This window comes from Streptomyces sp. NPDC056128 (genome assembly GCF_042263835.1).
Taxonomy (GTDB): Bacteria; Actinomycetota; Actinomycetes; order Streptomycetales; family Streptomycetaceae; genus Streptomyces.
Genome location: NZ_JBHJVQ010000053.1, coordinates 1 through 14,853, shown reverse-complemented (window position 1 = coordinate 14,853; position 14,853 = coordinate 1). Strand labels below are relative to the sequence as shown.

At 68.4% G+C, this 14,853-nt stretch carries 9 protein-coding genes; 1 reads left to right on the top strand and 8 read right to left on the bottom strand.

Annotated features, from left to right (window positions below; genetic code table 11):
• Positions 1–125 precede the first annotated feature (125 nt).
• The 8 genes from dxs to ngcE all read right to left on the bottom strand — a co-directional run bounded on the left by dxs (position 126) and on the right by ngcE (position 10,600).
• Complete coding sequence (gene dxs / locus ACFC1X_RS39960) at positions 126–2,054, bottom strand: 1-deoxy-D-xylulose-5-phosphate synthase (RefSeq protein WP_376364424.1); 1,929 nt, start codon at positions 2,052–2,054, stop codon at positions 126–128.
• 264 nt (positions 2,055–2,318) lie between these two features.
• Positions 2,319–3,611 carry a sugar ABC transporter permease gene (locus ACFC1X_RS39955; RefSeq protein ID WP_376364421.1) on the bottom strand — a complete coding sequence of 431 codons (1,293 nt, stop codon included), beginning with the start codon at positions 3,609–3,611 and terminating at the stop codon, positions 2,319–2,321.
• Positions 3,608–4,399, bottom strand: a complete 792-nt coding sequence (locus ACFC1X_RS39950) for an ATP-binding cassette domain-containing protein (protein ID WP_064730313.1) — start codon at positions 4,397–4,399, stop codon at positions 3,608–3,610. Before ACFC1X_RS39950 ends, ACFC1X_RS39955 begins: the two co-directional genes overlap by 4 nt.
• A gap of 163 nt (positions 4,400–4,562) precedes the next feature.
• Complete coding sequence (locus tag ACFC1X_RS39945) at positions 4,563–5,663, bottom strand: sugar ABC transporter substrate-binding protein (RefSeq protein WP_376364465.1); 1,101 nt, start codon at positions 5,661–5,663, stop codon at positions 4,563–4,565.
• Positions 5,664–5,796: 133 nt separating this feature from the next.
• Positions 5,797–7,008, bottom strand: coding sequence for an ROK family protein (locus ACFC1X_RS39940; protein WP_376364463.1), 1,212 nt, complete (start codon positions 7,006–7,008; stop codon positions 5,797–5,799).
• A 204-nt stretch (positions 7,009–7,212) separates the two neighbouring features.
• Entirely contained in the window at positions 7,213–8,136 is a 924-nt protein-coding gene (locus ACFC1X_RS39935) for a carbohydrate ABC transporter permease (RefSeq protein ID WP_376364418.1), read from the bottom strand.
• A gap of 3 nt (positions 8,137–8,139) precedes the next feature.
• Complete coding sequence (locus ACFC1X_RS39930) at positions 8,140–9,066, bottom strand: carbohydrate ABC transporter permease (RefSeq protein ID WP_376364415.1); 927 nt, start codon at positions 9,064–9,066, stop codon at positions 8,140–8,142.
• 85 nt (positions 9,067–9,151) lie between these two features.
• On the bottom strand, positions 9,152–10,600 hold the full coding sequence (gene ngcE, locus ACFC1X_RS39925) for an N-acetylglucosamine/diacetylchitobiose ABC transporter substrate-binding protein (protein ID WP_376364412.1): 1,449 nt from the start codon (positions 10,598–10,600) through the stop codon (positions 9,152–9,154).
• Between the two features lie 345 nt (positions 10,601–10,945).
• On the opposite strand from ngcE, the gene ACFC1X_RS39920 reads away from it, so the two are divergent.
• Positions 10,946–14,752, top strand: a complete 3,807-nt coding sequence (locus ACFC1X_RS39920; RefSeq protein WP_376364409.1) for a GH92 family glycosyl hydrolase — start codon at positions 10,946–10,948, stop codon at positions 14,750–14,752.
• Positions 14,753–14,853 lie beyond the last annotated feature (101 nt).

Below are 14,853 nucleotides of genomic sequence, written 5' to 3'. Positions count from 1 at the left end.
GACATGATCGAGAGGGGGGCGTACTGCGTATGCCCGGGCGTGAGCCGATTCACGCGGATGGGCCGGTTTCACCACTGCAACGAGTGGAGAGACCGGCCCATCGGCTCAATACGGGTGGCGCGGCGTCAGTCGCGGGCGGCCTCCACGGTGTCCGCCCCGGCGCCCGCGCGGTCGTACCGGCCGTCGAGCCTGGCGACCAGGCCGGTGACCTGGCGGGCGATGTCGGGCGCGGTGAGCCCGATCTCGGCCAGGACCTCGGCGCGGGAGGCGTGGTCGAGGAAGCGCGGCGGGATGCCGAAGTCGCGCAGCGGCACGTCCACGCCCGCGTCGCGCAGCGCCTGGGCGACGGCGGAGCCGACACCGCCGACGCGCGAGTTGTCCTCGACGGTGACGACCACGCGGTGGCGTTCGGCGAGCGGGGCCATGGCCTCGTCGACCGGCTTGACCCAGCGCGGGTCGACCACGGTGGTGGAGATGCCCTGCTTGTCCAGCAGGCCCGCCACATCCAGGCACATCGGCGCGAGCGCGCCGACGGAGACCAGCAGGACGTCCGGGGTGTCGGTGCCGGGGGCGCGCAGCACGTCCATGCCGCCGACGCGGCCGACGGCGGGTACGGCGGGGCCGACGGCGCCCTTGGAGAAGCGCACCACGGTCGGCGCGTCGTCCACTTCGAGGGCCTCGCGCAGCTGGGCGCGGACCTGGTCGGCGTCGCGCGGGGCGGCCAGCCGCAGGCCGGGGACGACCTGAAGGATCGACATGTCCCACATGCCGTTGTGCGAGGCGCCGTCGGTGCCGGTGACACCGGCGCGGTCCAGCACGAAGGTGACGCCGCACTTGTGCAGGGCCACGTCCATCAGCACCTGGTCGAAGGCGCGGTTGAGGAAGGTGGCGTACACGGCGAAGACCGGGTGCACCCCGCCGTGGGCGAGGCCGGCCGCGGAGACGGCGCCGTGCTGCTCGGCGATGCCGACGTCGTAGACGCGGTAGGGGAAGGCCTTGGCGAACTTGTCGAGGCCGACCGGCTGGAGCATGGCGGCCGTGATGGCGACCACGTCCTCCCGCTCCTCGCCGATCTTCACCATCTCTTCACCGAAGACGCTGGTCCAGTCGGCGCCGGAGGTGGAGATGGGCAGGCCGGTGTCGGGGTGGATCTTGCCGACGGCGTGGAAGCGGTCGGCCTCGTCCTGGAGGGCGGGCTGGTAGCCGCGGCCCTTCTCGGTGAGGCAGTGCACGATGACCGGGCCGCCGAAGCGCTTGGCGCGGGTGAGCGCGGACTCCAGGGCCTCCAGGTCGTGGCCGTCGATCGGGCCGACGTACTTCAGGCCGAGGTCCTCGAACATGCCCTGCGGGGCGATGAAGTCCTTCAGGCCCTTCTTGGCGCCGTGCAGGGTGTCGTAGAGCGGGCGGCCGACGACCGGGGTGCGCTCCAGGACCTCCTTGGTGCGGGCCAGGAAGCGCTCGTAGCCGTCCGTGGTGCGCAGGGTCGCCAGGTGGTTGGCGAGGCCGCCGATGGTGGGCGCGTAGGAGCGCTCGTTGTCGTTGACGACGATGACGAGGGGGCGGTCCTTGGCGGCGGCGATGTTGTTCAGCGCCTCCCAGGCCATGCCGCCGGTGAGCGCGCCGTCGCCGATGACCGCGACCACGTGGTCGTCGCGGTCGAGGACCTGGTTGGCCTTGGCGATGCCGTCGGCCCAGCCGAGGACCGTGGAGGCGTGGCTGTTCTCGATGACGTCGTGCTCGGACTCGGCCTGCGCGGGGTAGCCGGACAGGCCGCCCTTCATCTTCAGCTTGGAGAAGTCCTGGCGTCCGGTGAGCAGCTTGTGCACGTAGGACTGGTGGCCCGTGTCCCAGAGCACCTTGTCCTTCGGCGAGTCGAAGACGCGGTGCAGGGCGAGGGTGAGTTCCACCACGCCGAGGTTGGGGCCGAGGTGGCCGCCGGTCTTGGACACGGCGTCGACCAGGAAGGTGCGGATCTCCTCTGCCAGGCCGCCCAGCTCTTCCAGGCTGAGCCGGTCCAGATCGCGCGGTCCCGTGATGCGGGTCAGCAGCGGCACCCGTGCCTCCTTGCAGTAGAGCTGTTGCCGGGCCTGCCCGAGTCTAATGTTCCGCCGTGGCGGAACGTGTCCGGGCGGTGCGTCGTACGTCACGCGTTCGGCCTTACCCAGCGGCGGACCGTTCTACGACTGCCCCGCCGGGGGCGCCCGACGCGCACCGTCCCCCGGACGCGACGGCACAACGGTCCGCCCGCCCTCCCGGGGCTCAGCCGGGCGGGCGGGCGGTCGTCGGCCGGTAGGGCCGCGCAGGGGGGTCTGTGACCTCTAGGCGCGGCCGGCCGTCTTCTGGGTCTTGCGGGTGATCGCGTCGATGACGACGGTCGCCAGCAGCACGCCACCGGTGATCATGTACTGGACCGGCGAGGCGATGCCCTCCAGGGCGAGGCCGTACTGGATCGAGACGATGACCATCACACCGAGCAGCGCGTCCCAGGTGCGGCCGCGGCCGCCGAAGAGGGACGTGCCGCCGATGACGGCCGCGGCGATGACGTTCATCAGGAACTCACCGGTGCCCGCGCCCTGGTTGGCGGAGGCGATCTTCGAGGCCACGAAGAGGCCGCCGATCGCGGCGAAGGTGCCCGCGATCGCGAAGACCGAGATCCGCACCAGCTCCACGTTGATGCCGGCCCGGCGGGACGCCTCGACGCTGCCGCCGAGGGCGAAGATCTTCCGGCCGTAGGCGGTGCGACGCAGGACGAAGTCCGTGAGCAGCAGGAAGGCCAGGAAGATCACCACGGCCAGCGGCAGGCCCTTGTACTGGTTGAAGACGATCGCCACGGCGAAGGCCAGCACGGCGAGCAGCACCGTGCGCACGATGATCTCGTTCAGCGGCCGGGACGGCACACCGGCTGCCTCGCGGCGGCGGTTGTCGATGAACGCGCTGAGGAAGTACCCCGCGGTGACGACGATCGCCAGACCGTACGCGGCGGCCACGTCGCTGAAGTAGTAGCTGGTCAGCTTGACGACCACGCCCTCGGAGTCGAGGTTGATCGTGCCGTTGCTGCCGAGGATCTGCAGCATGAAGCCCTGCCAGAACAGCAGGCCGGCCAGCGTCACGGCGAAGGCCGGGACACCGATGCGGGCGAAGACGAAGCCGTGGATGGCGCCGGCCGCCGTGCCGGTGAGGATCGCCAGCACCAGGGCGAGTATCTCGTTCATCCCGTGCGTGACGCTCAGCACCGCGAAGGTGGCGCCCGCGACACCGCTGACCGAGCCGACCGACAGGTCGATCTCGCCGAGCAGCAGGACGAAGACGATACCGACGGCGATCATGCCGGTGCCGACCATGGCGACCGACATGTCGGAGAAGTTGCCGGCGGTGAGGAAGTTGGAGTTCAGGCTGGTGAAGATGGCCCAGATGACCAGCAGACCCACGACGACCGGGATGGACCCGAGGTCACCGGCCTTCATCTTCCGCTTGAACTCGCCGAGGTAGCCGGCGAAGCCCTGCTCGCGCACCAGCAGCCGCGGGTCGACCGCGGCGACCGCGGCCGAGGCAGCGTCGGGGTTCTCCACCGAGTGCTCCTCGGCGGCCGTGGAGGTCTTGTCGATGCTCACTTCTTGATCTCCCCATTGGTGCGCGCCGCACGACGGGTCACGGCGTTCTCCGTGGCGCCCGTGATGGCGGAGATGATCTCTTCCTGGGAGGTCGACTTGACCTCGAAGATGCCGTTGTTGCGCCCGAGGCGCAGGACGGCGACCTTGTCGGCGACCGCCTTGACGTCGGCCATGTTGTGGCTGATGAGGATGACCGCGTGGCCGCGCTCGCGCAGCCGCTCGACGAGGTCGAGGACCTGGGCGGTCTGCTCGACGCCGAGGGCGGCGGTGGGCTCGTCCAGGATGACCAGCTTCGGCTCGCCGAGCATGGAGCGGGCGATCGCCACGACCTGGCGCTGACCGCCGGAGAGCGAGGCGATCGGGATGCGGACGCTGGGGATGCGGATGGACAGCGTGTCCAGGAGCTCGCGGGAGCGGCGCTCCATCTCCACCTCGTCCAGGACGCCGCGCTTGCGCAGCTCCCGGCCCAGGTAGAGGTTGCCGACGACGTCGATGTTGTCGCACAGCGCGAGGTCCTGGTAGACGGTCGCGATGCCGAGGTTCTGGGCGTCGTGCGGCCTGTTGATCGAGACGGACCTGCCGTCCCACTCGATGGCGCCCTCATCGATGGGGTGCACGCCGGCGATCGTCTTGACCAGCGTGGACTTTCCGGCTCCGTTGTCGCCCACCAGGGCGACCACCTCACCGGCGTGGACCTCAAGCTCTACGTCGGTGAGCGCCTGGACGGCACCGAATCGCTTGGAGACCCCGCGCAACGCCAGCACGGGCGTAGCGGACACGTGAACCATCTCCTTCGCCGCCTGACCCGGCGGGAGGTTGTGCAGAAAGTTATCGGGGGGAGGTGTCCGTCCGGCGCCCCGCGTAGCTTGCGGGGCTGATGAGTGCGGGGCGCCGGAGGAGCTGGGGCGGCCGGTCCCGGGCGGCTCAGTCAGCTCGGGACGCGGGTTCCGCTTACTTCAGACCGATCTTGTCGCAGGCGGCCTTGTACTTGCCCGCGCAGATCTCGTCGATCGTGTAGAAGCCGTCCTTGATGACGGTCTCCTTGATGTTGTCCTTGGTCAGCGAGACGACCGGGACGATGACCGCGGGGACGCCCTTGGCGGTGGCGCTGTCGACCTTGTCGTTGGCGATGGAGTCGAGCGACTCGCCCTTGGCCAGCTTCACGGCCATCTCGGCCGCGACCTCGGCCTCCTTCGGGTAGGACTTGAAGACGCTCATGTACTGCTCACCGGTGACGATGCGCTGCACACCCGCGAGTTCGGCGTCCTGGCCGGTGACCGGGATGTCGGCGATGCCGGCGCGCTTGAGGGCGGTGATGATGCCGCCCGCCATGCCGTCGTTGGCGGAGTAGACGCCGGCGATCTTGTCCTTGCCGAGCGCGGAGATGGCCGCCTGCATGTTGGCGTTGGCGTTCTCCGGCTTCCACTCCTTGGTGTCGTACTCGCGGCCGATCTTCACCTTGCCGTCGAGGGCGGCGTGGGCGCCGTCCTTGAACTGGGCGGCGTTCGGGTCGGTGGACGAGCCGTTCATCATGACGATCTGGCTGTCCTTGGCCTTGTCGCCCAGCGCCTTCAGCAGCGCCTCGCCCTGCGTCTTGCCGACGGTGACGTTGTCGAACGAGGTGTAGGCGTCGATCGGGCCCTCGGCCAGGCGGTCGAAGGCGACGACCTTGATGCCGGCGTCCTTGGCCTTCTTCACCGAGCCGGCGATGGCCTTGTAGTCCACCGCGTCCAGGATCAGCACGTCGACCTTGTTGGTCACCATCGTGTCGACCTGCTGGTTCTGCAGGCTGGCGTCCTGCTTGGCGTTGGCGTAGACGACCTCGCCCTTGTTGTTCGTCAGCTCCTTGACCTTCTTCTCGATCATGGGCTTGTCGAACTTCTCGTAGCGAGCGGTCTGGTTCTCCGGAAGGAGCAGACCGACCTTGATGTCGTCGCCCTTCTTCGCGGCCGAGTCGGACGAGTCGTTGTTGTCGGACTCCGCAGCACTGCCACAGGCAGCCAGCGAGACTGCCATGGCGCCGGCGGCGACGGCAAAGGCGGCACGACGCATACGCGTGTTCACTTCACAAACCTCCCTGACGAGGCCGCGTCGTTGCGGCCGAGGTGGCTGGAAGTCAACTCGGCCGCGCGTACGGCGTCAAGAAGTAAATCCTTAACGAGATGACAACGGTGCCATCCGTGCTCTAAGTGAAGGCAGGCGTGGCCGCCGGCAGAGCGCCGGTCGCACTTCCGTCCAAAAGGGTCGAATCGCCCATTTCACTGAGGGCGAGGGCGAGCGCCCCGAGCACCTCCGCACGGCCCCCAAGTGCCCCGGGAAGCACCGAGAGTTGACGCGCCGCGCTGGGGATGGCGTACCGCCCGACGGACTCCCTTATCGGGCCGAGCACCAGCTCACCGGCCTCGGCGAGATCGCCGCCGAGGACGACCCGGCTCGGATTGAGCAGATTGCAGAGGTTGGCGACTCCACTGCCGATGTGGCGGCCGACGTCGGCGATCACCCGACGGCAGCCCGGGTCACCGTCCCGCGCCAGCCGTACGACGCCCTCCATGGTCAGATCGGTGCCGTGGCTGGGCTGGAGGAGCGGAAGCACATAGCGTGCTGCCGCGAAGGTCTCCAGGCAACCCCGGTTTCCGCAACGGCAGACGGGGCCGGCCTCATCGAGGGTGATATGCCCGATTTCTCCCGCTGTGCCGCCCGGCCCCCGATAGATCTTCCCGTTGATCACCAGGCCCGCGCCGACACCGCTGGCGACCTTGATGTACGCCAGGTCGCGCACCCCCCGGCCGCTCCCCCAGACCAGCTCGCCCAGGGCGCCGAGGTTGGCGTCGTTGTCCACGTGCACCGGCACGCCGAGCCGCCCCCGCAGCTCCTCGGCGGGCCGGGTGCCGCCCCAGCCGGGCAGGATGGCGGTCGAGCCCAGCGTCCCGGACTCCACGTCGATCGGTCCTGGCACGCCGAGGCCCACTCCGGCGATCTTGGAGCGGTCGACGCCGGTGGCCGCGACCAGCCGGCTGACCAGCTGTTCCGCCCGGTCGAAGCCCTGGTCCGAGGAGGCGTCCACGTCCAGCGGCTCGGACTCCTCGGCGAGGACCTGATGGGCCAGGTTCCCGATCGCGACGCGCAGGTGGGTGTGGCCGAAGTCCACGCCGATGACAATGCCGGCGTCCCCGCTCAGCGAGACGCTGCGGGCCCGCCGGCCGCCCGCCGAGGTGGGCGTGACCTCGACGGTCCCGCCCTCCTTCAGCTCCCGGACGATGTTCGAGACAGTGGCCGCGGACAGGCCCGTCGTCCTCGCGATCTCCGCCTGCGTGAGCGAACCGGCGAGCCGTACCGCTCGTACGACCCGTTCCAGGTTGGCTCGGTGCAGCGACGACTGCGACCCCGGAGTCTCCACGACGACCTCCTGCGCGCGGGGCCGCTTCGATGAGGCCCCGTCCATGTCCAACTAGTGAACTCTAAGCTGAGCCGTTCGGGTCGCCTCCCGTCAAGAGGTTGAACCGCATCAGGGTCCCCACGGGTGCGTGGCCGCACACACGCGCGTGCCGCCCCCGGGCCTCCGGGAGCGGCACGCGCGAGAACGCCGGGGAGCGCCGGGGCGCTACTTCAGGGCGCCCGCGGTGAGTCCCTGGACCACCTGGCGCTGGAAGATGATGTAGGCCGCCAGCACCGGCAGCATGGCCATCACCAGGCCCGCGAACAGGCCCGACCAGTCGCCCTTGTACCCCTGGCTCACCGCCAGCTGCACCAGGCCCTGGGTGAGGACGTGCTTGTCCGGGTCCGTGTTCAGCACGGTCGGCAGCATGTACTGGTTCCACTGCCCCAGGAAGTTGAAGATCCCGACACTGATCAGGCCGGGCTTGGCCATCGGCAGCATGACCTGGAAGAACGTCCGGGTGTGCGAGGCCCCGTCCACGAACGCGGCCTCCGCCACCGAGCTGGGCAGGGTCCGGAAGAACGCGGTGAGGAAGAACACCGTGAAGGGCAGCGAGTAGGCGATGTAGACCAGGATCAGCCCGTGGATGGTGTTCAGCAGCCCCATGTTGTCCACGACGTAGAACAACGGGACCAGCGCGAGCATGATCGGGAAACTCATGCCGCCGATGAACAAGTAATAGATGAACCGGTTGCCCGGGAAGTCGAACCGGGCCAGCACATAGGCCGCCATGGAACCCAGCACCAGGGTACCCACGAGCGAACCGCCCACCACCAGGACGGTGTTGAGGAAGTAGTCGCTCATGTGCGCCTGGGACCAGGCCCGCGACCAGTTGTCGAAGTTCAGCGTGTCGGGCAGGGCCCAGGGCGAGCCGAAGATGGAGGCGTCGTCCTTGAAGGACGTCATCACCGCCCACACCAGCGGCATGCCGACCATGATCGCCCAGAGGACGAGGACGCCGTGCGAGAAGACGTTGAGGGCGGTGCCCTCCTTCTTACCCTTGCGGAGTCCGCCGGGCGCGGCCTCGGTCTTCAGGACGGGGGCGCCGGACTCGGCCGGCACGGGGGCGGGGGTCTCGGTCGTCTTCATTGCTCAGTACTCCAGCCGCTCGCGCCGGCCCAGCTTCATCACGACCGCCGCGAAGGCCAGCGTGACGAGGAGCAGGGCGACGCCGATGGTGGTGGCGTAGGCGGCCTGACCGTCCCGGAACGCCTTCTGGTACACGTACAGGACCGTCACGGTGGTCGAGTAGTCGGGTCCGCCGGGCCCGGTCGTCATGATCTGCACGACCGCGAACGACTCGGCACCGAGCGCGAGGATGCCCATGTAGACCCAGCCGGACTGCACGGTGTCCCACAGCAGCGGCAGGGTGACCTTGAAGAAGGTCGTGAAGCGGTTCGCCCCGTCCAGCAGCGCGGCCTCGTACAGCTCCGCCGGGATGGAGGCCATGCCCGCCGAGAAGAGGACCACGAAGAAGCCGACGGTGGACCAGACGAGCACCGCCATCACGCACCACAGCGCGAGGTTCGGGTCGCCGAGCCACAGCGGCTGGATCGAGTCCAGGCCGATCCCGCGCAGCAGGGAGTTGACCGCGCCGCTGTCGGGGTTGTAGGCGAACTGGAACAGCAGGGCGACGATCGCGATGGAGAGTACCTGCGGGAAGAAGTAGACGATCTTGTAGAAGCCGGAACCGCGGACACCGGTGATCACCGGGCCGCCCTTCCGCTTCCGCCCGCCCACGTTGATCATGAAGGAGAAGAAGAGCGCCAGGCCGAGCGTCACCAGCGGCACCAGCAGGGCGAACATCACGCTGTGCTGCAACGACTTCCAGAAGATGTCGTCGTCGAGCATCCGTGAGTAGTTGTCGAAGCCGACCATCTTGAACTCGGGACTCAGCCCGGTCCAGTCCGTGAACGAGTAGTAGATGGACTGGATGAACGGCCAGACGACGAAGAGCGCGTACAGCCCCAGGGGTACCGCCAGGAACCCCACGATGAACCGGTACTTGCCGTGCTGCATTGCTACCGACCCCGATCTGAGCGCGGGTGGCGCCGCCAGGGCCTGTCCGGCACGCCGACGCCGGACAGGCCCTGGTGACGCTTCCTCACTGGTGCTTGTAGTGCTTGATCGACGAGTCCTTGGCGGCGGCGTCGGCGTAGCCCTGGATCTTCTTGATGGTCTCGGCCGGGGTCATCCGGCCCGCCATCATCTCGCCCAGGCAGCCGACGCCGATCTTCTCCTTCTGGAGCTGCACGTACCAGTCCTGCATCCGCGGGTTCACCACGTTGCTGCCGGCCAGCTCCAGCGCCGCGACGCCGGACTTGAGGCCCGGGGTCAGCTCGATGCCGTCGGTGCCGCCGTTGTAGGCGCTGAGCGACTTCACCTTGCTGGTGAAGTTCTTCGAGGACGCCTCGCTGAGCATGATGCGCAGCTGCTCCATGCCGCCGGCGCCGTTGGCCGCCTTGGCCGGGACGATGAACGGCTCGCCGCCGGAGGCCCACATGGTGCCGAAGGGCATCTTGTCGGAGTCGTCGATGCCGGGCGGGGCGGAGACGGCGAGGTCGAAGTCGGCGGGGATGACCTTGGCCGACTCGTTCTCCACCCAGGAGCCGTTGGGGATGAACAGGGCCTTGCCCTTGGCCCAGGCGGTCTGGGACTGGATGTGGTCCAGGCCCGGGGTGCCCTTGAGGACGTAGCCCTTCTTGTACAGCTCGTACCAGGCCTCGAAGACGGTCTTGACCGCCGGGTGCTTCCAGGCGTTCGGCTCCAGGTTGTCGATGGCGTCCAGCACCTCGACACCGCCGACCTTGGCGATCATCGGGGACATCGAGAACGGGATGTAGTACGGGTACTTGCCCGCGTACGTCCAGCCCGCCATGCCCTTCTTCTTGGCCTTCGCGCAGACCGCGAGCATCTCGTCCCAGGTCTTCGGGTATTCCGCGTCCAGCGAGTCGAGCGCCTTCTGCGAGTACCAGTTCCCGTAGACCGTGTACGCGTAGTACATGATCCAGACCGGGTCGCCGTCGAACTGGCCCATTTCCACGATGCCGGGGCGCAGCGTGTCGCGGACCTTCTTGTTCGGGTCGTCGTAGGACGGGGCGTCGAGGAGCGGGGTGAGGTCGGCGAGCTGCTTCTTGCCGACCAGGACGCCCATGTCCATCTGCTCGGCGCCGGAGTTGTCGACGAGGTCGGGCGGGTTGCCGCCGTTGAAGCGCGGCTGGAGGGTCGACTGGATCTTCTGGGTGGCGGAGAACTTCACCTCGGCCTTCGGGAAGGCCTCCTCGTACAGCTTCACGGCGTCCTCGGCGTACTCCTTGCCGAAGCCTCCGTCGAAGAGGACGAATTCCATCTGGGCGCTGTCGTTGACCGCGAGCGGGTTCTTGGCGGACTTCTCGCCCGCCTCGGCCTTCTCCTGGTCGTCCCCGCCGCCGCTCGCGCAGGCGGAGAGGAAGCTCATGGTCGGTACGGAGATCAGGCCGAGCGCGGCGGACCGCTTGATCAGATCGCGGCGGCCGACGCCCATACCGTTGTTCTCGGCGGAAGTGGATCCCATGCTCAAGTCCTCGCCTTCTACAGGACTCAGGCGGTGAACCGGATCCTCCCCGGCACCGCGATCGGGTCACGCTGGGTCGTGCAGGAAACGCCCCGGTGGGCGACAGGTATAGTCCACTTCCCGCCAGCGGATCAAGATCGAAAGCAAGGTTGGCGGTACGTCTTTTCCGAGTTGAGACCTCCCGGAAATATGAGTGGCCTGTGCACGCCATGCCGTAAGAATCCCCGGCATAAGCCCCGAACGCCACATCCAACACCCTTGACATCACATGCCACTTGACCCCTACTGGTCCTTGCGCAGCAGATTTGACAACGTTGTCCCACGCGCAGGGAGGGTGGCCAGGACATGGAATACAGAGTTCGGCACAGATGGGGTCCGGCGGTCGTGCTGACGACCGCCTTCGCTTTGGCGGTGGGTTCACAGGGGGCGGCGGTCGCGCTGCCGCAGGCTCCGGCCGGCGCCGACCGGGAGTTCGCGTCCTCGTTCGAGGCGGACGACCCGGCTCCGGACTGGCTCAACACCGTGGACACCGGCGCGGACGGCGGCAAGCGGTCCTCGGGTGTGGACGGCGGGTACACCACCGGCATACCGGGCAACGTCACCGACCACGTCACCGGCGTGCGGGCCAGCGCCGAGAACACGAACGGCGGGGAGGTCAAGGAGAACCTCGTCGACGGCGAGCCGGGCACCAAGTGGCTGACCTTCGAGAACACGGGCTGGGTCGAGTTCGACCTGGACAAGTCGACGAAGATCGCCAAGTACGCCCTCACCTCGGCCAACGACCACGACGAACGCGACCCGGTGGACTGGACGCTGAAGGGCTCGGCGGACGGCGAGACCTGGCAGACGCTGGACACCCGCTCCGGTGAATCCTTCGGCGAGCGCTTCCAGACGAAGACGTACGACCTCGCCGAGGCCGTCGAGTACCAGCACTTCCGGCTGGAGATCACCAAGAACAACGGCGCGGGCGACGCCCTCCAGCTCGCCGACTTCCAGCTGTCCACCGGCGCCGGCGACACCCCGGTGCCCGAGGACATGCTCTCCCTCGTCGACCGCGGCCCGACCGGCTCGCCGACCGCGAAGTCGGGCGCGGGCTTCACCGGCACGCACGCCCTGCGCTACGCGGGCCGGCACACCGCGGACGGCCGGGCGTACTCGTACAACAAGGTCTTCGACGTCAATGTGAGGGTCGACCGCCGCAGCGAGCTGTCGTACAAGATCTTCCCGTCGATGGCCGACGGCGACCTCGACTACGACGCCACGAACGTCTCCGTCGACCTCGCCTTCACCGACGGCACCCACCTGAGCGACCTCAAGGCCACCGACCAGCACGGGTTCCCGCTGACGCCGCGCGGCCAGGGCGACGCCAAGATCCTCTACGTCAACCAGTGGAACAGCGTCGCGTCGGGCATCGGCTCGGTGGCGGCCGGCAAGACCGTCGACCGGATCCTGGTGGCGTACGACTCCCCCAAGGGCCCGGCGAAGTTCCGCGGCTGGCTGGACGACGTGAAGATCGAGCGGGCCGCGTACGAGCGCCCGAAGGCCCACCTCTCCGACTACGCGCTCACCACCCGCGGCACCAACTCCAGCGGCAGCTTCTCGCGCGGCAACAACTTCCCGGCGACCGCGGTACCGCATGGCTTCAACTTCTGGACGCCGGTGACCAACGCCGGATCGCTGAGCTGGCTGTACGAGTACGCGCGCGGCAACAACGCGGACAACCTGCCCACCCTCCAGGCGTTCGGCGCGAGCCACGAGCCGAGCCCGTGGATGGGCGACCGGCAGACCTTCCAGGTGATGCCCTCGGCCGCGTCCGGCACCCCGGACACCGGCCGGGACGCCCGGGAGCTGGCCTTCCGGCACGAGAACGAGACCGCCCGGCCGTACTACTACGGAGTGCGGTTCGAGAACGGCCTCAAGGCCGAGATGGCACCGACCGACCACGCGGCGATGATGCGCTTCACCTACCCGGGTGACGACGCGAGCGTGATCTTCGACAACGTCAACGACCAGGCCGGGCTGACCCTCGACAAGGAGACCGGCACCTTCAGCGGCTACTCCGACGTCAAGTCCGGGCTGTCCACGGGCGCCACCCGCCTCTTCGTCTACGGCGAGTTCGACAGCAAGGTCACCGGCGGCGACTCCAGCGGCGTCAAGGGCCACCTGCGCTTCGACGCCGGCCGGGACCGCGCGGTGACGCTGCGCATCGCGACCTCGCTGATCGGCGTCGACCAGGCGAAGGACAACCTGCGCCAGGAGATCCCGAAGCGCGCCTCCTTCGACAAGGTCAAGCGCGACGCCCAGAAGCAGTGGGACAAGGTCCTCGGCAAGGTCGAGGTCGAGGGCGCCACGCAGGACCAGCTGACCACGCTGTACTCCAGCCTCTACCGGCTGTACCTGTACCCGAACGCCGGCCACGAGAAGGTCGACGGGACGTACAAGTACGCCTCCCCGTTCTCCAAGGCGGTCAAGGAGGACACCCCGACGGAGACCGGCGCCAAGATCGTCGACGGCAAGGTCTACGTCAACAACGGCTTCTGGGACACGTACCGGACCACCTGGCCCGCGTACTCCTTCCTGACCCCGTCCAAGGCCGGTGAGCTGGTCGACGGCTTCGTGCAGCACTACAAGGACGGCGGCTGGACCTCCCGCTGGTCCTCCCCGGGCTACGCGGACCTGATGACCGGCACCTCCTCCGACGTGGCCTTCGCGGACGCGTACGTCAAGGGCGTCGACTTCGACGCGAAGGCGGCGTACGACGCGGCCGTGAAGAACGCCACCGTCGTGCCCCCGTCCTCCGGCGTGGGCCGCAAGGGCATGGAGACCTCGCCGTTCCTCGGCTACACCAGCACCGAGACGCACGAGGGCCTGTCGTGGGCGCTGGAGGGCTACCTCAACGACTACGGCATCGCCAAGATGGGCGAGAAGCTCTACAAGGAGACCGGCGAGAAGCGCTACAAGGAGGAGTCGGCGTACTTCCTCAACCGCGCGCAGGACTACGTCAACCTCTTCGACAGCAAGGCCGGCTTCTTCCAGGGCAAGGACGCCAAGGGCGACTGGCGGGTGGACTCCGAGAAGTACGACCCGCGCGTGTGGGGCTACGACTACACGGAGACCAACGGCTGGGGCTACGCCTTCACCGCCCCGCAGGACAGCCGCGGCCTCGCCAACCTCTACGGCGGCCGCAAGGGCCTCGGCGACAAGCTCGACGAGTATCTGTCCACTCCCGAGACGGCGTCGCCGGAGTTCAAGGGCTCCTACGGCGGTGTCATCCACGAGATGACCGAGGCGCGGGACGTCCGGATGGGCATGTACGGGCACTCCAACCAGGTCGCCCACCACGCCCTGTACATGTACGACGCGGCCGGGCAGCCGTACAAGACGCAGAAGAACGTCCGCGAGGTGCTCCAGCGTCTGTACACCGGCAGCGACATCGGCCAGGGCTACCACGGTGACGAGGACAACGGCGAGCAGTCGGCCTGGTTCCTCTTCTCCTCGCTCGGCTTCTACCCGCTGGTGATGGGCAGTGGCGAGTACGCGGTCGGCAGCCCGCTGTTCACCAAGGCGACGGTCCACCTGGAGAACGGCCGCAAGCTGGTCGTCAAGGCCCCGAAGAACAGCACGAAGAACATCTACGTGCAGGGACTCAAGGTCAACGGCAAGCGCTGGACGTCCACTTCGCTCCCCCACTCGCTGATCGCGAAGGGCGGGGTCCTGGAGTTCGACATGGGCGCCAAGCCCTCCTCGTGGGGCACCGGCAAGAACGCGGCCCCGCCGTCGGTCACCCAGGACGACGAGGTGCCGACCCCGCGCGCGGACGCCGTCACGGGTGAGGGCGCCCTGTTCGACAACACCTCGGCGACGGACGCGAGCGTGACGTCGGTGGACCTGCCGGTCTCCGGCAAGGGCGTGAAGGCGGCCCAGTACACGCTGACTTCGTCGGCGGACCACGCGAAGGCACCGGCCGGCTGGAAGCTCCAGGGCTCGGCCGACGGCACGACCTGGCGGACGCTGGACCAGCGCTCCGGGGAGTCCTTCGCCTGGGACAAGCAGACCCGGGCGTTCTCGGTGAAGTCACCGGGCACGTACGCGAAGTACCGGCTGGTCCTGGACGGCGAGCACACGCTGGCGGAGGTGGAGCTGCTGTCCTGAACGGCGGCACAGCGGTGGGGGGGGGGGGGGGGGGGCCGACACCCCCCCCCCCCAGGGTGGGGGCAGAAACCAATACAAATAAAAAAAAAAAGAAGGGCCAG